The sequence below is a fragment of the Cupriavidus basilensis genome (genome assembly GCF_000876015.1).
In the GTDB taxonomy this organism is placed as follows: domain Bacteria; phylum Pseudomonadota; class Gammaproteobacteria; order Burkholderiales; family Burkholderiaceae; genus Cupriavidus; species Cupriavidus basilensis_B.
Genome location: NZ_BBQM01000011.1, coordinates 299,189 through 320,273 on the forward strand (window position 1 = coordinate 299,189; position 21,085 = coordinate 320,273).

Here is a 21,085-nt window from a genome sequence, read left to right on the forward strand (position 1 = left end):
GGGATGCGCCGGCCCGATGCGAATGCGCCGGAGCCTGGCTTCCGGCGCATTTGTTTTTGGGCGGCCGGCCCGGTCCGGGCGCCTCGCATCCGCACCCGTCCGCACCCACCGCTCCGCCCGGTTTCCGCTACATGACCCGCATCGCCCTCGGCCTCCAGTACGACGGCGCCAGCTTCTCCGGCTGGCAGTCGCAACCGCACCGCAACACCGTGCAGGACCGGCTCGAGGACGCGATCGAGCAGTTCGCCGGCACCCGCCTGCTCACCACCGTGGCCGGCCGCACCGACGCCGGCGTGCACGCGCTGGGGCAGGTCATCCATATCGATACGGAGCTGGCGCGCGAGCCGTTCTCGTGGGTGCGCGGCATCAATGCGTTCCTGCCGCCGTCGATCGCCCTGCACTGGGCGCAGCCGGTCGACGAGGGTTTCCACGCGCGTTTCCTGGCCTTCGAGCGCATGTATTACTACGCGCTCTACGTGGGGCCGCACCGCGTGCCGCTGGTGCACGGCCGGGCCGGCTACCTGATGCTGCCGCCGGGGCAGGGGCTGGACCTGGAGGCGATGCGCGCGGCCGCCGCCTGCCTGCTCGGCGAGCACGATTTCTCGGCCTTCCGCGCCGCGGAATGCCAGGCCAAGTCGCCGGTGAAGACCATGTACGACGTCACCCTCAAGGCCGACGGCAACTGGGTCTTCGTGCGCTTTCGCGCCAGCGCCTTCCTGCACCACATGGTGCGCAACCTGATGGGCTGCCTGGTGGCGGTCGGGCGCGGGCGCTATCCGCCCGCGTGGCTGGCCGAGGTGCTGGCCGGACGCAACCGCGCCAGGGCGGCGCCCACCTTCATGCCCGACGGCCTCTACCTGGCCGCGGTGCAGTATCCTGAGCCCTACCGCCTGCCCGCCGCCGATGCGTCGGGCAGCCTGTTCCACGGAGTGTTTGCCGATGAACCCGTTGCCTGAGCCGGCCCAGCCGCACCGCACCCGCGTCAAGATCTGCGGCCTGACGCGCGAGGAAGACGTGCGCGCCGCGGTGGACGCCGGCGCCGATGCCATCGGCATGGTGTTCTACCCGGGCAGCCCGCGCTGCGTCGACGTGGCGCGCGCGGCCGCGCTGGCCGAGGCCGCCGGGCCGTTCGTCTCGGTGGTCGGGCTGTTCGTCAACGCCGACGCCGAGGAAATCGCCCACGTGGCCGAGCGGGTGCCGCTTACGCTACTCCAGTTTCATGGCGACGAGACTCCCGAGGCCTGTACCCTGGCGGCGCAGCGCTGCCGGCTGCCTTTTCTGCGCGCGGCACGCGTGCGGGCCGGCCTCGATTTGGTAGAATTCGCCAATCTGCACCACGATGCCGCTGCCTTGCTGCTCGATGCCTTCGTCGAAGGCTACGGCGGTGGCGGCCACGTCTTCGACTGGACCCTGATACCCCCCGCATGGCTTCCGCCTGTCCACAACCCGACCGTAAGCGCCGCTCCTCGGATCGTTTTGAGTGGTGGGTTGAACGCGCAAAACGTCGCTGGCGCGATTGAGCGCGTGCGGCCCTACGCTGTCGATGTAAGCAGCGGCGTGGAGGCTGCCAAGGGCGTGAAAGACCACGCCAGGATTGCCGCGTTCGTGCGCGCCGTGCGCGGCGCGGATGCCGGGTGAGTCAGGGTTTCCCGCTCGCCGGCTTTCCGCCCGCCCTGCGCCCGCCAGGCGCACGACCCCATTTCATCGGACCCGCCGCCGGTTTGGCCGGGGGTCCTGATCAAAGAGCTGACTCATGTACGACCTGCCCGATTCCCGTGGCCATTTCGGCCCCTATGGTGGTTCCTTCGTGTCCGAGACGCTGGTGCACGCGCTCGACGAGCTGCGCGAAGCCTACGCCCACTTCCAGAAGGATCCCGAGTTCGACGCGGAATACCGCCGCGAGCTGAAGCACTTCGTCGGCCGGCCCTCGCCGGTCTACCACGCGCAGCGCTGGAGCGAGACGCTCGGCGGCGCGCAGATCTACTTCAAGCGCGAGGACCTCAACCACACCGGCGCGCACAAGATCAACAACGTGATCGGCCAGGCGCTGCTGGCCAAGCGCATGGGCAAGCCGCGCGTGATCGCCGAGACCGGCGCCGGCCAGCACGGCGTGGCCACCGCCACCATCGCCGCGCGCTTCGGCATGGAGTGCGTGGTCTACATGGGCGCGGAGGACATCCGCCGCCAGGCCGCCAACGTCTACCGCATGAAGCTGCTGGGCGCCACCGTGGTGCCGGTGGAAAGCGGCTCCAAGACCCTCAAGGACGCGCTCAACGAAGCCATGCGCGACTGGGTCACCAACGTCGAGAACACCTTCTACATCATCGGCACCGTGGCCGGCCCGCATCCCTACCCGATGATGGTGCGCGACTTCCAGTGCGTGATCGGCGAGGAAGCCAAGGTGCAGATGCCCGAGCTGGCCGGGCGCCAGCCCGACGCGGTGATCGCCTGCGTGGGCGGCGGCTCCAATGCGATGGGCATCTTCTACCCGTACATCGAGCACAAGGACGTGCGCCTGATCGGCGTGGAGGCCGCCGGCGACGGCCTCGAGAGCGGCCGCCACGCCTGCTCGCTGATCGGCGGCTCGCCGGGCGTGCTGCACGGCAACCGCACCTACCTGCTGCAGGACGAGAACGGCCAGATCATCGAAACCCATTCGGTCTCGGCCGGCCTGGACTACCCGGGCGTGGGCCCCGAGCACGCCTGGCTCAAGGACATCGGCCGCGCCGAATACGTGCCCATCACCGACGAGGAAGCGCTCAAGGCCTTCCACGACTGCTGCCGCATCGAGGGCATCATCCCCGCGCTGGAGTCGAGCCACGCCATCGCCTACGCCTGCAAGCTGGCGCCGACGCTGCCCCGGGACCAGCTGCTGCTGGTGAACCTGTCCGGGCGCGGCGACAAGGACATGCACACCGTGGCCGAACGCGCGGGGCTGAAGCTCTGATGCGCGATCTCTTCACGCCGGACGCCACCGAGGGTGGCGCCGCGCCCGCAGCGAGCGCGGCGCCGCAACTGCTGCTGTACCAGGAAGACGTGCTGGCAGGCATCAAGCGCATTCCCGACGACTCGATCGACCTGATCGTGGCCGACCCGCCCTATGGCCTGGGCAAGGACTACGGCAACGATTCCGACCGCCTCTCGGGGCCGGCCTACCTGGAATGGTCGGCCGCGTGGATCGACGCCGTGGTGCCCAAGCTGGCGCCGCGCGGCTCGCTCTACCTGTTCTGCACCTGGCAGTACTCGCCCGAGCTGTTCGTCATGCTCAAGCAGCGCCTGACCATGATCAACGAGATCATCTGGGACCGGCGCGTGCCGAGCATGGGCGGCACCACGCGCAAGTTTTCCTCGGTGCACGACAACATCGGCTTCTTCGCGCGGGCGCGCGACTACTACTTCGACCTCGACCCGGTGCGCGTGCCCTACGACGCCGAGACCAAGAAAGCGCGCAGCCGTCCGCGCTTCGAGGGCAAGAAGTGGCTGGAAGTGGGCTACAACCCCAAGGACCTGTGGAGCGTGCCGCGCATCCACCGCCAGGACCCGGAGCGCGCCGCCCACCCGACCCAGAAGCCGCTCGACATCGTGCAGCGCATGGTGCTGGCGAGCTGCCCGCCCGGCGGGCTGGTGCTCGATCCCTTCACCGGCAGCGGCACCACCGCGGTGGCGTGCGCGCGGCACGGTCGGCGCTTCGTCGGCTTCGAGATGAACCCCGAGTACGCCGGCGTGGCGCGCGAGCGCGTCGCCCAGGCCATCACCGCGCCGCAGGCCGAGCCGGCCTGCCTGATCATCGCCGCTGCGAACGACGAGCCGCTGCTGCCGTCCTCGTCCACGCAGTCGCCCAACTTTGCCCAATGACCATGTCCCGGATCCAATCGACTTTCGCGGCGCTGGCCGCGCACAACAAGAAGGGCCTGATTCCGTTCATCACCGCCGGCGATCCCGAGCCCGGCCTGACCGTGGCGCTGATGCACGCGCTGGTGGCGGGCGGCGCCGACGTGATCGAGCTCGGCGTGCCGTTCTCCGACCCGATGGCCGACGGCCCGGTGATCCAGCGCGCCTCCGAGCGCGCGCTGGCGCAGGGCGTGTCGCTGACCCAGGTGCTGGCCTGGGTGGCCGAGTTCCGCCAGACCGACGACGCCACCCCGGTGGTGCTGATGGGCTACGCCAACCCGATCGAGCGCATGGGCGAGGAGACCTTCGCCCGCGCCGCGCGCGCGGCCGGCGTGGACGGCGTGCTGGTGGTGGACTATCCGCCCGAGGAATGCGAGTCCTTCGCCGCGCTGATGCGCGCCAGCGGCATCGACCCGATCTTCCTGCTGGCGCCGACCTCCACCGACGACCGCATCGCGGCGGTGGCCAAGGTGGCCAGCGGCTATCTCTACTACGTCTCGCTCAAGGGCGTGACGGGCTCGGCCACGCTCGACCTCGACAGCGTGGCCGCGCGCATCCCGCTGATCAAGCGCCATGCCAACCTGCCGGTGGGCGTGGGCTTCGGCATCCGCGACGCGCAGACCGCGCGCGCGATCGGCGGCGTGGCCGACGCCGTGGTGATCGGCAGCCGCCTGGTGCAGTTGCTCGAAGATACGCCGCGCGCCCAGGCGGTAGAATCGCTGCGCGGCTTCATCGCGGACATCCGCCAGGCGCTCGACGCCTGAACGTGATCCGGGCGGCACCGCGGGGCGCTCCGGCGCGCGCGCGGTGCCGCGCCGCAACACCGAATTTGGCGGCCATGTGCCGCAACGGGCGCATGAACCCGGCGGAACGGGGACTGCGAACGGCAGGCGTGGTAAATTCGCGGCCTGACATGTTCCGCGCATGTGCCGAAAGGAGCCTTTCATGAGCTGGTTGGATAAACTCCTCCCTCCCAAGATTCAACAGACCGACCCCTCCACCCGCAAGGGCATTCCGGAAGGGCTGTGGGTCAAGTGCCCGTCGTGCGAGTCGGTCCTGTACCGCACCGACGTCGAGGCCAATCTGCACGTCTGCCCGAAGTGCGACCACCATATGCGCATCCGCGCGCGCGAGCGCCTGGACGGGCTGCTGGACGCCGAGGGCCGCTACGAGATCGGCCAGGAGATCGTGCCGGTCGACGCGCTCAAGTTCAAGGACACCAAGAAGTACCCGGACCGCATCAAGGCCGCGATGGAAGACACCGGCGAGACCGATGCGATGGTCGTGATCGGCGGCGCCATCCACACCATCCCGGTGGTGGTGAGCTGCTTCGAGTTCGAGTTCATGGGCGGCTCGATGGGCTCCGTGGTGGGCGAGCGCTTCGTGCGCGGCGCGCAGTCGGCGCTGGAGCAGAAGGTGCCGTTCATCTGCATCACCGCCACCGGCGGCGCGCGCATGCAGGAAAGCCTGCTGTCGCTGCTGCAGATGGCCAAGACCACCTCGATGCTGAACCAGCTGTCGGCCGCCAGGCTGCCGTTCATCAGCGTGCTGACCGACCCGACGATGGGCGGCGTGTCCGCCAGCTTCGCCTTCCTCGGCGACGTGGTGATCGCCGAGCCCAAGGCGCTGATCGGCTTCGCCGGCCCGCGCGTGATCGAGCAGACCGTGCGCGAGAAGCTGCCCGAAGGCTTCCAGCGCGCCGAATTCCTGCTGCAGAAGGGCGCCATCGACATGATCATCGACCGCCGCAAGATGCGCGACGAACTGGCGCAACTGCTGGCGCTGCTGCAGAAGCAGCCGGCCGACGCGGTGGCCTGAGGCCGCCTGCCGGCGTGGATGAGGGAAAGCGCGGACGCCGGTTCGCGCTTTTTCGTTTTGTGGGCGCCGGGTCCGCCGGCCTGCGGGTTTGCGCGGGCCGTTGCCGCGCCCGCGCGCGGCCGGCCCTTTGACTTGGCCGAAACGTCCCCACATACGTCCCCACATGCGCGCTCCATCGCCCACTCATTCATACGTCTCTGTTGCGCCTGTCTTGCGCCCGTGCGCAAGAGCGCGGGCCAGCCGCTAAGCTACATGCAGACCGCCCGATTCCGCGCGCACGCCGGCGCGCCGGGCGGAATCCCGAACCAGACCTTACCCATCATGCCGATCTTTCCCTCGCTCCCCGAATGGCTCGCCCATCTCGAATCCGCCCATCCGGTCGGCATCGACATGGGCCTGGCGCGCATCACCCGCGTCAAGGAAGCCCTGGGGCTGCGCATCGATGCGGTGGTGTTCACCGTGGGCGGCACCAACGGCAAGGGTTCCACCTGCGCCATGCTGGAGCGCATCCTGCTGCAGGCCGGCTACAAGGTGGGCTGCCACACCTCGCCGCACCTGATCTCGTTCAACGAGCGCGCGCGCATCAACGGCGAGTTCGCCACCGACGCGCAGCTGCTGCCGCATTTCGAGGCGGTGGAGCGCGCGCGCACCAGCTTTGCCGACCCGGTCAGCCTGACCTATTTCGAATTCACCACGCTGGCCATCATCCACGCCTTCGCCGCCGCCGGGCTCGACGCCATGATCCTGGAAGTGGGCCTGGGCGGCCGGCTGGACGCGGTCAACGTGATCGATGCCGACTGCGCCATCGTGACCAGCGTGGACATCGACCACACCCACTACCTGGGCGACACGCGCGAGAAGATCGGCTACGAGAAGGCCGGCATCTTCCGCCCCGGCGTGCCCGCCATCGTGGGCGACCCGCTGCCGCCGCAGTCGGTCATCGACCACGCGCAGGCCATCGGCGCCGACCTGTGGCTGGTGGGGCGGGATTTCCAGCACCAGGCCACCAGGGGCCAGGAGCGCCAGCAATGGGACTGGAGCGGGCGCGAGCGCAGGCTCAGCGGGCTGGGTTATCCGGCGCTGCGCGGCGCCAACCAGCTGCTCAACGCCTCGGCCGCGCTGGCGGCGCTGCAGGCCATGCGCCCGCGCCTGCCGGTGAGCGCGCAGGAAGTGCGCAACGGGCTGGCCTTCGTCGAGCTGCCGGGCCGCTTCCAGGTCATGCCGGGGCGCCCCGCGGTGATCCTCGATGTGGCGCACAACCCGCACGCGGCGGCCACGCTGGGCCAGAACCTCGAGAACATGGGCTTCTTCCGCTACACCTACGCGGTGTTCGGCGCGATGGAGGACAAGGACATCGCCGGCGTGCTGCGCCACCTGTCCGACAAGGTGGACCACTGGTGCCTGTGCGACCTGCCCACGCCGCGCGCGGCCGGCGCGGCGGACCTGCTGGAAAAGCTGGAAGAGGGCGGTTTCCGGCCCGGCCCGGATGCCACCGCGGCCTGCTTTCCCAGTCCGGAGGCGGCTTACCGGGACGCCCTCGGCAGAGCGACCGAGAATGATAGAATTCTGGTCTTCGGATCGTTCTTCACCGTGGCGGGCGTGATGGCGTATCGCGCCACCCAGGCAAATTGAGCCGTGCGGGCGCCGGGCGGGTTTCCCGGCCCGGCACCGAAGCCGCCCTCGGGGCGAGCTGCCGCGCGGACTGAGCGACATTTTCAACGGCCGGGGGTTCCGGCCGGAGCACCGAACCAATCTATGGGCCTGCTTTCGCTGTTTTCTTCCCGCAAGGGCAACGCCCCGGCACCGGAGCGCGGGCGCCGCTCGCGTTCGGACCCGGGCGCGGGCATCGCCTCGTCGCGGCGCCTAGCCGAAGAGTACGCGGACGACACGCTCGACCCCGAATTCCCGCAGAAGCAGCGGGCGCGCCGCCGCCTGATCGGCGCCGTGGTGCTGATGGTGGCCGCCATCATCGTGCTGCCGATCGTGTTCGAGACCCAGCCGCGGCCGCTGGTCGAGAATATCGCGGTGCGGGTCGACGGCGGTGCCGGCGGAGTCGGCAAGGCCAAGGCCGATGCGCGCAAGGCGGACCCGCTGCCGCCGGCGCCGCAGTCCAAGGCCGACACGCAGGGGCTGGACGCGGGCGAGGAACTGGTGGCCGATGCCGGCACCGCGAGGCCGGCCGCCGATGCGCCGGCCGCCGCCGGCAAGGCAGCCGACAAGTCCGGCGACAAGGCCGCGGACAAGGCGTCCGGCAAGGCATCCGACAAAGCGTCAGACAAGGCTTCCGACAAGCCCGCGGACAAGCCCGCCGCGCGCGCCGAGGCCAAGCCCGGCAGCGGCAAGTTCCTGGTGCTGATCGGCGCCTTCTCCTCGGAAGACAAGGCCAAGGGCTGGCTGGCCAAGCTCAAGGCCAGCAAGGTGCCGGCCTATATCGAGAAAAAAGTGCTGGCCGATGGCGAGCGCGTGCTGCTGCGGGCCGGCCCGTTCCCCGACCGCGACACGGCCGACGCCGCCGAGAAGCGCGTGCGCGACGCCGGCCTGAGCGCCAAGGTGGTCGAACAGTAACGGCGGCGGTCCCGGGAACCGGGGCCGCGCCGCGACGGCGCGCAGTCACACCAGTCACACCGTATCCGCATGCAGCCCACTTTCTTCGATTACAGCGTCGCCTTCATCCTGGTTGCCTCCGGCCTGATCGGCGTGCTGCGCGGCTTGGTGCGCGAGGTGCTCTCGCTGATCGGCTGGGTGGTGGCGTTCTGGGTGGCGTACCACTTCGCGGGCACGGCGGCGCGCTGGATACCGGAGTCGGTGCCCGGCGGCGAACTGGCCCGCAGCGCGCTCGGTTTCGGCGTGCTGTTCATCGGCACCGTGATCGCTGCCGCGCTGGCCGGCACGGTGCTGGGGCAACTGCTCGAAAGCACCGGGCTCAAGCCCGCCGACCGCGGCCTGGGGCTGGTGTTCGGCCTGCTGCGCGGCGCGCTGGTGGTGATGTTCGTGGTGACGCTGGCCGGGCTCACCAAACTGCCTGAAGAGGCATTCTGGCGCGATGCGCTGTCCCGGCCCTACGTGATGCAGGCGATGGAGTCGCTGCGGCCGTGGCTGCCGCCGGAAGTCGCCAGGTACGTCAAGACATGAGGCCGGGCAGATCCCCCGGCCGGTAATACGCGGGCCCAGTCCTACAGGGCAGGGCCGTGCCCCCGATTCAAACGCCTTTCCTGGGAGCTTGGCATGTGCGGTATCGTCGGTGTGGTTTCCTCCACGCCCGTCAACCAATTGATTTACGACAGCCTGCTGCTGTTGCAACATCGCGGACAGGATGCAGCCGGCATCGCTACCGCGAACGGCAGCACCTTCCACATGCACAAGGCCAATGGCCTGGTGCGAGACGTGTTTCGCACGCGCAACATGCGCGGCCTGCCCGGCGCCGCCGGCATCGGCCAGGTGCGTTACCCCACTGCCGGCTCGGCTTCCAGCGAGGAAGAAGCCCAGCCGTTCTACGTCAACGCGCCCTATGGCGTGATCCTGGCCCACAACGGCAACCTGACCAACTGGAAACAGTTGCATGAGGAGCTGTTCAGCCGCGACCGCCGCCACATCAACACGCATTCCGACACCGAGGTGCTGCTCAACGTGCTGGCCGACGAGCTGCAGCGCGCCAGCAGCGGCCTCGCGCTGGACCCGGCCACCATCTTCAGGGCCGTGGCCGGCATGCACCGCCGCGTGCGCGGCTCGTATGCCATCGCCGCGCAGATCGCCGGCTACGGCATGCTGGCGGTGCGCGACCCGTTCGGCATCCGTCCGCTGTGCCTGGGCAGCGTGGAAACGCCGACCGGCAAGGAATGGATGGTCGCCTCGGAATCGGTGGCGCTCGAAGGCATCGGCTACAAGCTCGAGCGCGACGTGGCGCCCGGCGAGGCCATCTTCATCGACCTCGACGGCAAGCTCTACACCCAGCAGTGCGCCGACAACCCGGTGCTCACGCCGTGCATCTTCGAGTACGTCTACCTGGCGCGCCCGGATTCGTGCATCGACGGCGTGCCGGTGTATGACGCGCGCCTGCGCATGGGCGACTACCTCGCCGAGAAGATCCGCAGCGAAATCTCCGGCGGCGACATCGACGTGGTGATGCCGATTCCCGACTCCAGCCGCCCGGCCGCCATGCAGGTGGCCAACCGGCTGGGCGTGGGCTACCGCGAGGGGTTCTTCAAGAACCGCTACGTGGGCCGCACCTTCATCATGCCGGGCCAGGCCGTGCGCAAGAAGTCGGTGCGCCAGAAGCTCAACGCGATGGGCGTGGAGTTCAAGGGCAAGAACGTGCTGATCGTGGACGACTCGATCGTGCGCGGCACCACCTCGTTCGAGATCGTGCAGATGGCGCGCGACGCCGGCGCCAACAAGGTGATCTTCGCCTCGGCCGCGCCGCCGGTGAAGTTCCCCAACGTCTACGGCATCGACATGCCCACGCGCAGCGAGCTGGTCGCCCACGGCCGCACGCACGAGGAAATCGCCCGCATCATCGGCGCCGACAAGCTGGTGTACCAGGACGTGGATGCGATGAAGCAGGCCGTGCGCGACATCAACCCCGCGCTCAAGGACTTCGATGCATCGTGCTTCGACGGCCGCTACATCACCGGCGACATCGACGAGGCCTACCTGGAGCGCCTGGAAACGGCGCGCAGCCAGGCCGACCGCGACGGCACCAGCGGCGACACGGAACGCTCGCAGCTGCACCTGCAGCGCTCGGGCGGCAACGAGTAAAGCCCGGCGGCCCGCGCGCGGGCCCGCGCCGCGCAGTTGACGCAGACGGGGCCCGGCCGTAACATGGCCGGGCGTCGATTTGATTGTCAGCTTGCGGACGCGGGTCCTGCCGGGGCGCGATGTGGCGTGATGCCCCCGGACAGGAAATGACCCGATACAGGGAAATGCCCGAAACAGCTAAAGCGGAAGGCCGGTTCCCGGTCGTGCGCGGCAACGGCACGAAGGCGAACCGGCAGTCCCGCCGCGGCGCGGAGCTTCGGGGCGCCTCGGCGCGTTTCGGAACCTTTCCCTCCCCCAGACACAAGCAGCCCGTCGATTCGGCCAGCCAGGCCAGCGGATCGCACGGGCTTTTTTGTTGCCGCGCGTCCCGGCCCGGCCGGCGCGCGCACGACATTCAACGCTCATCACCGATAACCGCGCGGGTATCACCGCTTCCCCATCATGAATGAACCGCTTCCTCTCGACTCCCTTGGCATCGATACGCTCGGCGTGCGCGCCGGCACCATGCGCAGCGAGTTCATGGAGCACTCGGAGGCGATGTACCTGACCTCCAGCTTCTGCTTCAACAGCGCCGCCGAGGCCGCCGAGCGCTTCGCCAATTCGGAAACCGGCTTTACCTATTCGCGCTTCACCAATCCCACCGTGGCGATGTTCCAGGCGCGCCTGGCCGCGCTGGAAGGCGCCGAGGCCTGCATGGCCACGGCATCGGGCATGAGCGCGATCATGTCGATCGTGATGTCGTCGATGCAGGCCGGCGACCACCTGGTCAGCTCGCGCGCCATCTTCGGCTCGACCATGACGCTGTTCTCGAACATCTTCGCCAAGTTCGGCGTCGAGACCACCTTCGTCGACGGCACCGACCTTGCCGCGTGGCGCGCCGCGGTCAAGCCCAACACCAGGCTGTTCTTCCTCGAGACGCCGTCCAACCCGCTCACCGAGGTGGCCGACATCGCCGCGGTGGCGGACATCGCCCACAATGCCGGCGCGCTGCTGGTGGTGGACAACTGCTTCTGTTCGCCGGCGCTGCAGCAGCCGATGAAGTTCGGCGCCGACATCGTGGTCCATTCGGCCACCAAGCACATCGACGGGCAGGGCCGCGTGCTCGGCGGCGCGGTGCTGGGCACGCACGACTTCATCATGGGCAAGGTCTTCCCGTTCGTGCGCACCGCAGGCCCGACGCTGTCGGCCTTCAACGCGTGGGTGCTGCTCAAGGGCATGGAAACGCTGGCGATCCGCATGGAGCGCCACAGCCAGAGCGCGCTGGCGCTGGCGGAGTTCCTGGAGTCGCACCCGGCGGTCGCGCGCGTCTATCACCCGGCGCTGAAGTCGCACCCGCAATTCGACGTGGCCGCCCGCCAGCAGAGCGGCGGCGGCGCCATCGTCTCGTTCGAGCTCAAGGGCGACACGCCCGAGCAGCAGCGCGCCAACGCCTGGCGCGTGATCGACAGCACCCGCGTGTGCTCGATCACCGGCAACCTCGGCGACACGCGCACCACGCTCACGCATCCGTACACCACCACGCATGCGCGCGTCAGCGCCGAAGCCAAGGCCGCGGCCGGCATCGGCGAGGGCCTGATCCGCATGGCGGTGGGGCTGGAATCGGTGGCCGACCTGAAGGCCGACCTGCTGCGCGGCCTGCAGGGCTGACGGCGGGGCCGGCGGCGCGGCGCCGGCAGTTCAGTCGCTGCCGGCCACGGCCTTCACGCCGGCCTTGGTGACGTCGTAGGTCGCCTCGACCGCGGTCGAGGTCACGCTGACGGCGGCCGAGCCGACCGTGGCTGCGGTGGACACCGCGGCGCTGCCCACCGCCACCGTGGCGCCGACCACGCTGCACGCGCCCAGCAGGGCAACGGCGGCAAGCGCGGCCGGCAGCGCGGCGCGGCGGGTCCAGCGGCCCGGCCCGGCGCCATCCTTCTTCGCGCGGCCGCTCATCGCAGCAGCCTGCGGCGCAGCAGCACCAGCGCCAGCACCAGCGCCGCCGCCGCGTAGGCGCCCAGCACCAGCGCGTGCAGCGCCAGGTCGTCGATCGGGCGTCCCAGCATGATGGGGCGGATCAGCGCCACCGCGTGCGCCAGCGGCAGGACCTGCGTGGCGGCCTGCGCGCCCGCGGGCAGTTGCTCGAGCGGGAAGAACACGCCGGACAGCAGCAGCATCGGCGTCATCACCAGGGTCTGGTAGAACATGAAGAAGTCGTAGCTCGGCGCCAGCGCCGTGACGATCATCGCCAGGCTGGCGAAGGCGATGCCCGCCAGCACGATCACCGGCAGCGCCAGCAGCGCGCCCGGCATGTGCGCGTAACCGAGCGCGCCCGCCACCAGCATGATGGCCAGGCCCGACAGCACCGCCTTGCTGGCGGCCCACATGATCTCGCCCAGCACCACGTCGCCCAGCGTCAGCGGCGCGTGCATGATGGCCTCCCAGGTGCGCTGCACGTGCATGCGCGAGAAGGCCGAGTACATCGACTCGAAGCTGGCCGACATCATCACGCTCGAGGCCGTGGTGCCGGCCGCGAGGAAGGCGATGTAGGGCACGCCGTGGACCTGGCCGACCAGCAGGCCGAGGCCCAGGCCCAGGCCGAACAGGTAGATCATCGGATCGGCCAGGTTGCCGATCATCGACGGGATCGCCAGTTTCTTCCACACCATGAAGTTGCGGTACCAGACCAGGGTCCAGTTGCGTGCGTTCAGGGGCAGCAGCGGCTGCGGGTAATGCCGCGCCGGCGCCGCCGCGCGCGGCGGCGCGGTGGCGGCCGGCGTGCCGGCGGGGCGGGGATCTTGTTCGCTCATGTTCAATGGTTCGGTCCGTTGTGGTCCGCTGCCGGCGGTGCGCCGGCGCGGCGAGCCTCAGTCGCGCATCTCGCGCCCGGTCAGCTTGAGGAAGACGTCTTCGAGGTTGGCGGGCCGGTGCAGGTAGCGCACGCCGGCGCGGCCGTGCAGCGCGGCCAGCAGCGGCGCCGGCTCCTTCACGTAGCAGAACAGCGTCTCGCCGCTGACCTCGGTGCGCGCGGCCAGCGGCTGCAGCTCGCCGCGCAGCGGCTCCAGGTTGTCGCCATAGACTTCCACCACGTCGCAGCCGATCTGGCTGTCGATCAGCTCATGCGGCTTGCCTTCGGCGATCTTGCTGCCGCCGTCGATCACGCACAGGTAGTTGCACAGGCGCTCGGCCTCCTCCATGAAGTGGGTGGTCAGCAGGATGGTCTTGCCGCCGGCCAGCAGCGACTTCAGCCGCTCCCAGATCAGGTGGCGCGCCTGCGGGTCGAGGCCGGTGGTGGGCTCGTCCATGACCAGTAGGTCGGGATCGTTGATGAGCGCGCGCGCCACCGTCAGGCGCCGCCGCATGCCGCCCGACAGGTCGCGCACCTGCGCGCCGGCGCGGCTCTCGAGACGGGCGAATTCCAGCAGCGCCGGCACGCGCCGCTCGATCTCGGCGCGCGCCAGGCCAAAGTAGCGGCCGAAGATGCGCAGGTTCTCGACCACGGTGAAATCGGGGTCGAGGTTGTCGAACTGCGGCACCACGCCCACGCGCATGCGGGCCTGCGGCGCGCGCTGCGGGATCGGCTCGCCGCACAGCGTGAGCGAGCCCGAGGCGGGCGTGGTCAGGCCCAGCAGCAGGCGCAGCGTGGTGGTCTTGCCGGCGCCGTTCGGCCCCAGCAGGCCGAAGCACTGGCCGCGCTGCACGCTCAGGCTCAGGTCGTTCACCACCACGGTGTCGCCGTATTGCTTGCTGACGTTGCGGAGTTCCAGGATAGCAGTCAAGGCAGGAGCCGGATCGGGGCGCGCCACGGGCGCAATCCCGCCATTATGCCGGCAAGGCGGCGGATGTCTCGTGGCGCGGCGCAGCAAGGAACGCCGGAACCGGTTATCTTGCTGGTTCGCGCCAGGCGCGCCACGGCGGGCGCCGGGCAGAAGAACAACCCGCGTACCAACGCGAGAACGACAAGGAGACCGATCGATGAGCGCAGAGGATGTACTGGCCCGGTGGCAGGAAGACGAACGGCGCGCGCGCGCCAGCTTGCGCGAGCCCGGCGTGGCGACCACGGCGCAGCTGGGCGAGCGCGCGGGCCTGCAGTTTTTCGAGGACATGATGGCCGGCAAGCTGCCCGGCGCGCCCATCGGGCAACTGATGGACTTCGTGCCGGTGGAGTTCGCCTCCGGCCGCTTCGTGTTCCAGGGCACGCCCGGGCCGCAGCACTACAACCCGATCGGCACCGTGCACGGCGGCTACGCCGCCACGCTGCTCGACTCCTGCGTGGGCTGCGCCGTGCACACCATGCTGCCGGCGGGCAAGGGCTACACCACGCTCGAGCTCAAGGTGAACTACGTGCGCCCGCTGACCACGCGCACCGGCCCCATCCGCGCCGAGGGCAAGGTGATCAGCCTGACCACGCAGATCGGCATCGCCGAGGGCCGCATCGTCGACGCGCAGGGCAAGCTGTACGCATTCGCCACCACCACCTGCCTCGTTTTCCCGATGCCGGCCGCCTGAACCTGTACGGGGCGCTTTCCGTGTCGTTCCGACACTGGCTGGCAAGCCGCGCGGACGGTGGACGAGCGCTACCTGGAATATGGGGGAAGGGGTGTCGCGCGCCGGACGAACGGGCGAGCGCATGCAAGACGCCGGCCGCGCATCGATTCTTGCGGGCTGGGCGGAGCAGGGAAGGAATGGGTGGTGAGCGGTAGTCCGGCCCCGGAAGGCGGGACTACCGTCGGCGCCGCGCAAATGCAAAATCCGCCAGGTGATGCCTGGCGGATTCATGCGGCCCGGATATGTCTATGCGGGCCTTGAGGCCTGCGCGGCCCGCGGCAACTCGCGCCGGAGCGCGCTCGCCGCCTGCACTGCCGGAATCAGTACAGCTTCTTCGGCAGCATTTGCATGCGCAGACGCTTGCGAAGGCGCGATTCCGCTGCCTTCTTCTTGCGCTTGCGCTCGGTCGTGGGCTTCTCGTAAGCGGTACGGCTCTTGAGTTCAACGATCAGGCCGGTCTGGAGGATGGCCCTACGGAAACGCCGCATTGCAACTTCAACGGGCTCACCGGGTTTCAAGACGATCTTAGTCAATTCTGTCCTTTAGCATTGCCGCGCGAAGCGGCGGGTTCAAACGGGGGAAACATTGGCCGCTTCAGGGCCTTTCTTGCCCTGTTGCGACTGGTATTGCACTCGCTGGTTATCTTGCAGCGGAGCACCCCCGCGAACCTGAGAGATGTGGACGAACAAGTCCTTGCCACCGGCGTCGGGGGTAATGAAGCCAAAACCCTTCTGGGCGTTGAAGAACTTGACGGTACCAGTTTCCATGAAGATTCCTCTTTTGAGCGCACAGAATGCGCCCACTTGCTTTTACATGTTTACGTAAACGCTGTCAAGGAAAGTCGCTGAAAACGCTTCACATATTCACGCCAGTGGCGTATAGTACGCCCCTCTGGCGCGGGGTGGAGCAGTTGGCAGCTCGTCGGGCTCATAACCCGAAGGTCGCAGGTTCAAGTCCTGCCTCCGCAACCAAGACCGCTATTCTACTAAAAAGCCCGCCTCTTATCAGGCGGGCTTTTCTGTTTTTTACCGCCGTCTGCCGCCTTTCTTGCGCCTTTCTTGCACCTTTCCCGCGCCGTCTTGCGCGCGGGCGCACGTTCGCCACCGTCGCCCGCCCGGCATGGTGGCGGAGGTGGTCCGCGCGGCCCCGCCCGGTGCCCTCCGGCACCCCGCCAGCCCTTGCCCCGCAAGGCTTTCGATGTGCCGCACGCAGAAGTGATACTCTTTTGAGCGATGCCTACCAGGAGATCACCGTGAGCCGCAAAACCCCCATCGAGCGCTACCGGAACATCGGTATCAGCGCGCACATCGACGCCGGCAAGACCACCACCACCGAGCGCATCCTGTTCTACACCGGGGTCAATCACAAGATCGGTGAAGTGCACGACGGCGCCGCCACGATGGACTGGATGGAGCAGGAGCAGGAACGCGGCATCACCATCACTTCGGCCGCCACCACCGCCTTCTGGAAGGGCATGGCCGGCAACTATCCCGAGCACCGCATCAACATCATCGACACCCCGGGCCACGTGGACTTCACCATCGAGGTGGAGCGCTCGATGCGCGTGCTCGACGGCGCCTGCATGGTCTACGACGCGGTCGGCGGCGTGCAGCCGCAGTCTGAGACGGTCTGGCGCCAGGCCAACAAGTACAAGGTGCCGCGCATCGCCTTCGTCAACAAGATGGACCGCGTGGGCGCGGACTTCTTCCGCGTGCGCGCGCAGATCGCCGAGCGCCTCAAGGGCACCCCGGTGCCGGTGCAGATCCCGATCGGCGCCGAGGATGGCTTCCAGGGCGTGATCGACCTCGTCAAGATGAAGGCCACGGTGTGGGACGACACCAGCCAGGGCCTGCATTTCGAGTACCGCGAGGTGCCCGCCGAACTGCTGGGCCTGGCCACCGAGTGGCGCGAGAAGATGGTCGAGGCGGCGGCGGAAGCCAGCGACGAACTGCTGCACAAATACCTCGGCGGCGAGGCCCTGAGCGAGGAAGAGATCAAGGCGGCGCTGCGCCGGCGCACCATCGCCAACGAGATCGTGCCGATGCTGTGCGGCAGCGCCTTCAAGAACAAGGGCGTGCAGACGCTGCTCGACGCCGTCATCGACTACCTGCCGTCGCCGATCGACGTGCCCGCCATCCTCGGCCACACCCCGGACGACAAGGAAGCCGAGCGCCACCCGAGCGACGACGAGCCGTTCTCCGCGCTGGCCTTCAAGATCATGACCGATCCCTTCGTCGGCCAGTTGATCTTCTTCCGCGTCTATTCCGGCGTGGTGAACTCCGGCGACACGGTCTACAACCCGGTCAAGGACAAGAAGGAGCGCCTCGGCCGCATCCTGCAGATGCACGCCAACGTGCGCAGCGAGATCAAGGAAGTGCGCGCCGGCGACATCGCCGCCGCGGTCGGCCTCAAGGAAGCGACCACCGGCGACACACTGTGCGACCCGGCCAACGTCATCATCCTCGAGCGCATGAGCTTCCCCGAGCCGGTGATCTCGCAGGCGGTCGAGCCCAAGACCAAGGCCGACCAGGAAAAGATGGGCCTGGCGCTGAACCGGCTGGCGCAGGAAGACCCGTCGTTCCGCGTGCATACCGACGAGGAATCGGGCCAGACCATCATCTCCGGCATGGGCGAGCTGCACCTGGAAATCCTGGTCGACCGCATGAAGCGCGAGTTCAACGTGGAGGCCTCGGTCGGCAAGCCGCAGGTGGCCTACCGCGAGACCATCAAGCAGGCCGCCAAGGACGTCGAGGGCAAGTTCGTCAAGCAGTCCGGCGGGCGCGGCCAGTACGGCCACGTGGTGATCGACCTCGAGCCGCAGCCGGCCGGCAAGGGCTACGAGTTCGTCGACGCGATCAAGGGCGGCGTGGTGCCGCGCGAATTCATCCCGGCGGTGGACAAGGGCATCCGCGAGACGCTGGAGACCGGCGTGCTGGCCGGCTATCCGGTGGTGGACGTCAAGGCCACGCTGGTGTTCGGCTCGTACCACGACGTCGACTCGAACGAAAACGCCTTCCGCATGGCCGGCTCGATGGCGTTCAAGGAAGGCATGCGCCGCGCCAGGCCGATCCTGCTCGAGCCGATGATGGCGGTGGAAGTGGAGACGCCCGAGGAGTTCACCGGCAACGTGATGGGCGACCTGTCCTCGCGGCGCGGCATCGTGCACGGCATGGAGGACATCGCCGGCGGCGGCGGCAAGCTGGTGCGCGCCGAGGTGCCGCTGGCCACCATGTTCGGCTACTCGACCTCGCTGCGCTCGCTGACCCAGGGGCGCGCCACCTACACGATGGAATTCAAGCACTACACGGAAGCGCCGGCCAGTGTGGCGGAGGCCGTCATCAACAGCCGGCAGACGCGCTAGCGTGCCCTGAGCGGCAGGGCGAAGGCGCCGCGCGGCCGGCACATGCCGCGCGGCGCCGCTTCGACTCGAAAGGAGAGTGCGATGGCCGAGCAGCTATATCCCCATTTGCCTGCCGATGAGCAGCACGAGGTCCAGGTCCTGTGCGAGCGGCTGGGCTTCGCGCCCGGCGATTTCGAGATCACGCAGGAACAGGCCGACGCGGGCCAGCCGCGCCGGCTCGGCGTGCGGCGGCTGTCGACCAGCGCGCAGAGCGCCTACGAGGCGGCCCCGGGGCTGGCGTGGATAGAAGAACTGGAAAGCGACCTGGAGTGCGGGCTGTACGGGCAGCCGTCGCGCAGCGCTTCGGCATAGCGCCGCGCGCAAGCCGCAAGAGAAAACAAAAGGCCGGCGGCCGTCATGCCGGCCTTTTGCTTTTCCGGCGCCCGCCGCTTCCGTTGCTTCCGCCGCTTCAGGCGCCCGAGCGCTGCAGCCGCATCGACACCGAGAAGCGCTCCGCCGGATGGACCGAGACCGACACCTCGAACGCCTCGCCGGCCTTGTCGAGATAGCGGCGCACGATCTTCAGGGCGGCGGCGCCGACGTCGAGCCGCAGCGCGCGCGCCAGGGCCGTGTCGGTCACGGTGCAGGCGCGCACGTCCTGGTGGATCTCGGCGATCTGGCGGCCGTAGCGGGTCTCGATCAGGGCGCTGATCAGCGTGTCGGGGGACGCGCGCACCAGTTCGCCGATCTCCCCGTAGGCCGGGTCCACGTAGACGTCGGTCCAGCCGATCGGCGCGCCGGCGGCGTCGCCGGTCATGCGCAGGCTGGACACGCGCAGCCAGCGGCTGCCGCTCGCGCAGCCCAGTTCCTTCGCCAGCGCGCCGGTCACTGTCACCTCGCCGGTCGACTGCACCACGCGCAGGTGTTCCTCGCCGAACTGCACGAGGTCGTCGACCGAGGCCAGCGACGGCCGGAAGACGGTCTTCGGCCTGGCCGCCTCGACGCGCGTGCCGACGTTCTTGCGCCGGGACACGAGACCGAGCTGCTGCACCTCCTGCAAGGCGGCGCGGATCGTGTGGCGGCTGGTCCGGTATTGCTCGCACAGCTCGAACTCGGTCGGCAGCAGCGAGCCGACGGCGAAGCGGCCGCTGGTGATGCCTTCGATCAGCTGGCGCGCGATTTCCGCGTAATTAGGCTTGGTCATGCAAAGGCACTGGATTCTGACTAAGGGTTAACGCTTGGTTGAGGGGAATGTCCGGACATATTACACTATGCATATGTCCGGACATATATGTCCGATTGTGTTGCGGTTCTTCCGCTGCTCTTTCGCGTTTCTTCCGCGCTTCCGTCATTTCCACTCGCTCATCGGGCCCCATGCTAACTTCCTCCCTTCCGGCGGCAAGCACCGTCGTTGATTCCATCCTGTTCCGCGACGCGTTCGGCACGCAGAAGATGCGGCAGGTATTTTCCGACGGCGCGCTGATCCAGCGCTACATCGACGTCGAGGTGGCGCTGGCGCGGGCCGAGGCGCGCGCGGGCGTGATTCCCGCCGATGCGGCCGAGGTGATCGCGCGCGAGTCGCGGATCGAGCGCATCGACTTCGACCACATGCGCGAGGAAACCGACATCGTCGGCTACCCGATCCTGCCGCTGGTGCACCAGATGGTGGCCATGTGCGGCGAGGCCGGGCGCTACGTGCACTGGGGCGCCACCACCCAGGACATCATGGACACCGCGGTCGCGCTGCAGGTGCGCGACGCGCTCGACAGCATCGACGCGGACGTGCGCGAACTGCGCGGCGTGCTCGCCGCGCTGGCGCAGAAGCACCGCGACACGCCGATGGCCGGCCGCACCCACCTCCAGCAGGCGCTGCCGGTGACGTTCGGCTACAAGGTGGCGATCTGGCTGGCGATGTTCGACCGCCACCAGCAGCGCATCGCCGAGCTGCGCCCGCGCGTGGCCGTGGTCGAGTTCGCCGGCGCCGCCGGCACGCTCGCCTCGCTCGGCGACAAGGGCTTCGAGGTGCAGAAGGCGCTGGCCGAGGAACTCGGCCTCGGCGTGCCCGCCACCACCTGGCACGTGGCGCGCGACGGCTTTGCCGAAGCGGTCAACCTGCTGGCCCTGGTGACCGGCTCGCTGGGCAAGATCGCGCTCGACATCATGATCATGGCCTCGACCGAGTTCGCCGAGGTCTACGAGCCGTTCGTCAAGGGCCGCGGCGCCAGCAGCACCATGCCGCAGAAGCGCAACCCGATCTCCAGCGAGCTGATGCTCGCCGCCTCCAAGGCGGTGCGCCAGCATGCCGGCCTGATGGTGGATGCGATGGTGCAGGACTTCGAGCGCGCCACCGGCCCGTGGCACGCCGAGTGGATCGCCATTCCCGAGAGCTTCATCCTCACCTCGGGCGCGCTGCACCAGGCCAAGTTCGCGCTCGGCGGCCTGATCGTCGACGAGGCACGCATGAAGCACAACCTGGGCATCTCGCGCGGCCTGATCGTGGCCGAGGCGGTGATGATGGGCATGGCGCCGTACATCGGCCGCCAGCAGGCGCACGACGTGGTCTACGACGCCTGCCGCACCGTCAACGAGCACGGCGGCACGCTGGCCGAGGCGCTGGCCGCGCTGCCCGCGGTCACGGCGCATTTCGACCGCGCCGCCATCGAGCGCATGACCGACCCCGCCAACTACCTGGGCCTCGCGCCGCAGATGGTGGACCGCGCCGTGGCGCTGTCGGCGCAGGCCGGGGTCTGAGATAGC

The 21,085-nt window shown here is 68.9% G+C and carries 21 protein-coding genes and 1 tRNA gene; 16 read left to right on the top strand and 6 right to left on the bottom strand.

The annotated features are described in order from the left end of the window. Positions 1 to 131 precede the first annotated feature (131 nt). From truA to KF708C_RS07630, 11 genes are all read left to right on the top strand, one after another. Positions 132 to 956, top strand: a complete 825-nt coding sequence (truA, locus tag KF708C_RS07580; RefSeq protein ID WP_059411352.1) for a tRNA pseudouridine(38-40) synthase TruA — start codon at positions 132 to 134, stop codon at positions 954 to 956. Further along, positions 940 to 1,638 carry a phosphoribosylanthranilate isomerase gene (locus tag KF708C_RS07585; RefSeq protein WP_059411353.1) on the top strand — a complete coding sequence of 233 codons (699 nt, stop codon included), beginning with the start codon at positions 940 to 942 and terminating at the stop codon, positions 1,636 to 1,638. The genes truA and KF708C_RS07585 overlap by 17 nt, the downstream gene beginning before the upstream one ends. A 115-nt stretch (positions 1,639 to 1,753) precedes the next feature. After that, positions 1,754 to 2,947 (top strand): tryptophan synthase subunit beta, encoded by a 1,194-nt coding sequence (gene trpB, locus KF708C_RS07590; protein WP_020206426.1) that lies wholly within the window; start codon positions 1,754 to 1,756, stop codon positions 2,945 to 2,947. Next, positions 2,947 to 3,855 (top strand): DNA-methyltransferase, encoded by a 909-nt coding sequence (locus tag KF708C_RS07595; RefSeq protein WP_020206427.1) that lies wholly within the window; start codon positions 2,947 to 2,949, stop codon positions 3,853 to 3,855. Before trpB ends, KF708C_RS07595 begins: the two co-directional genes overlap by 1 nt. A gap of 2 nt (positions 3,856 to 3,857) precedes the next feature. Further along, a complete protein-coding gene (gene trpA / locus KF708C_RS07600; RefSeq protein WP_059411389.1) occupies positions 3,858 to 4,655 on the top strand; it encodes a tryptophan synthase subunit alpha in 798 nt (265 codons plus the stop codon). A gap of 181 nt (positions 4,656 to 4,836) precedes the next feature. Beyond that, complete coding sequence (accD, locus tag KF708C_RS07605) at positions 4,837 to 5,709, top strand: acetyl-CoA carboxylase, carboxyltransferase subunit beta (protein ID WP_020206429.1); 873 nt, start codon at positions 4,837 to 4,839, stop codon at positions 5,707 to 5,709. Positions 5,710 to 6,030: 321 nt separating this feature from the next. Beyond that, complete coding sequence (folC, locus tag KF708C_RS07610; protein ID WP_059411354.1) at positions 6,031 to 7,341, top strand: bifunctional tetrahydrofolate synthase/dihydrofolate synthase; 1,311 nt, start codon at positions 6,031 to 6,033, stop codon at positions 7,339 to 7,341. A 123-nt stretch (positions 7,342 to 7,464) separates the two neighbouring features. Next, positions 7,465 to 8,274: an SPOR domain-containing protein gene (locus tag KF708C_RS07615; RefSeq protein ID WP_020206431.1), complete on the top strand. Its 810-nt coding sequence runs from the start codon at positions 7,465 to 7,467 to the stop codon at positions 8,272 to 8,274. Between the two features lie 69 nt (positions 8,275 to 8,343). Next, the gene (locus KF708C_RS07620; protein WP_020206432.1) at positions 8,344 to 8,841 is read left to right on the top strand and encodes a CvpA family protein; all 498 of its coding nucleotides are present in this window, start codon (positions 8,344 to 8,346) and stop codon (positions 8,839 to 8,841) included. Between the two features lie 93 nt (positions 8,842 to 8,934). Further along, positions 8,935 to 10,464 carry an amidophosphoribosyltransferase gene (purF, locus tag KF708C_RS07625; protein ID WP_059411355.1) on the top strand — a complete coding sequence of 510 codons (1,530 nt, stop codon included), beginning with the start codon at positions 8,935 to 8,937 and terminating at the stop codon, positions 10,462 to 10,464. 441 nt (positions 10,465 to 10,905) lie between these two features. Then, a complete protein-coding gene (locus tag KF708C_RS07630; protein ID WP_059411356.1) occupies positions 10,906 to 12,111 on the top strand; it encodes an O-succinylhomoserine sulfhydrylase in 1,206 nt (401 codons plus the stop codon). 30 nt (positions 12,112 to 12,141) lie between these two features. On the opposite strand, the gene KF708C_RS07635 is transcribed toward KF708C_RS07630, so the two are convergent. The 3 genes from KF708C_RS07635 to nodI are packed head-to-tail and all read right to left on the bottom strand — an operon-like array spanning position 12,142 to position 14,246. Beyond that, the gene (locus KF708C_RS07635; protein ID WP_020206435.1) at positions 12,142 to 12,396 is read right to left on the bottom strand and encodes a hypothetical protein; all 255 of its coding nucleotides are present in this window, start codon (positions 12,394 to 12,396) and stop codon (positions 12,142 to 12,144) included. Beyond that, positions 12,393 to 13,250 (bottom strand): ABC transporter permease, encoded by an 858-nt coding sequence (locus KF708C_RS07640; protein ID WP_020206436.1) that lies wholly within the window; start codon positions 13,248 to 13,250, stop codon positions 12,393 to 12,395. The genes KF708C_RS07635 and KF708C_RS07640 overlap by 4 nt, the downstream gene beginning before the upstream one ends. Before the next feature lie 57 nt (positions 13,251 to 13,307). Next, a complete protein-coding gene (gene nodI / locus KF708C_RS07645; protein ID WP_029044330.1) occupies positions 13,308 to 14,246 on the bottom strand; it encodes a nodulation factor ABC transporter ATP-binding protein NodI in 939 nt (312 codons plus the stop codon). A gap of 169 nt (positions 14,247 to 14,415) precedes the next feature. On the opposite strand from nodI, the gene KF708C_RS07650 reads away from it, so the two are divergent. After that, a complete protein-coding gene (locus tag KF708C_RS07650) occupies positions 14,416 to 14,949 on the top strand; it encodes a PaaI family thioesterase (protein ID WP_059411357.1) in 534 nt (177 codons plus the stop codon). Between the two features lie 359 nt (positions 14,950 to 15,308). Here KF708C_RS07650 and rpsU read toward each other — a convergent pair whose 3' ends face one another. Then, positions 15,309 to 15,521, bottom strand: coding sequence for a 30S ribosomal protein S21 (gene rpsU, locus KF708C_RS07655; RefSeq protein WP_029044331.1), 213 nt, complete (start codon positions 15,519 to 15,521; stop codon positions 15,309 to 15,311). Between the two features lie 36 nt (positions 15,522 to 15,557). Then, positions 15,558 to 15,755 carry a cold-shock protein gene (locus tag KF708C_RS07660; RefSeq protein ID WP_006158572.1) on the bottom strand — a complete coding sequence of 66 codons (198 nt, stop codon included), beginning with the start codon at positions 15,753 to 15,755 and terminating at the stop codon, positions 15,558 to 15,560. Positions 15,756 to 15,883: 128 nt separating this feature from the next. Between KF708C_RS07660 and KF708C_RS07665 the strand changes: the two genes are divergently transcribed. The 3 genes from KF708C_RS07665 (at position 15,884) to KF708C_RS07675 (ending at position 18,700) form a co-directional block, all read left to right on the top strand. Next, positions 15,884 to 15,959 (top strand) — tRNA-Met (locus tag KF708C_RS07665). A 281-nt stretch (positions 15,960 to 16,240) separates the two neighbouring features. Next, the gene (gene fusA, locus KF708C_RS07670; RefSeq protein WP_059411390.1) at positions 16,241 to 18,349 is read left to right on the top strand and encodes an elongation factor G; all 2,109 of its coding nucleotides are present in this window, start codon (positions 16,241 to 16,243) and stop codon (positions 18,347 to 18,349) included. A gap of 81 nt (positions 18,350 to 18,430) precedes the next feature. Beyond that, positions 18,431 to 18,700 carry a hypothetical protein gene (locus KF708C_RS07675; RefSeq protein WP_020206044.1) on the top strand — a complete coding sequence of 90 codons (270 nt, stop codon included), beginning with the start codon at positions 18,431 to 18,433 and terminating at the stop codon, positions 18,698 to 18,700. A 97-nt stretch (positions 18,701 to 18,797) separates the two neighbouring features. On the opposite strand, the gene KF708C_RS07680 is transcribed toward KF708C_RS07675, so the two are convergent. Beyond that, entirely contained in the window at positions 18,798 to 19,532 is a 735-nt protein-coding gene (locus tag KF708C_RS07680; protein ID WP_059411358.1) for a GntR family transcriptional regulator, read from the bottom strand. Between the two features lie 170 nt (positions 19,533 to 19,702). On the opposite strand from KF708C_RS07680, the gene pcaB reads away from it, so the two are divergent. After that, on the top strand, positions 19,703 to 21,079 hold the full coding sequence (gene pcaB / locus KF708C_RS07685) for a 3-carboxy-cis,cis-muconate cycloisomerase (protein ID WP_059411359.1): 1,377 nt from the start codon (positions 19,703 to 19,705) through the stop codon (positions 21,077 to 21,079). Positions 21,080 to 21,085: the final 6 nt, after the last annotated feature.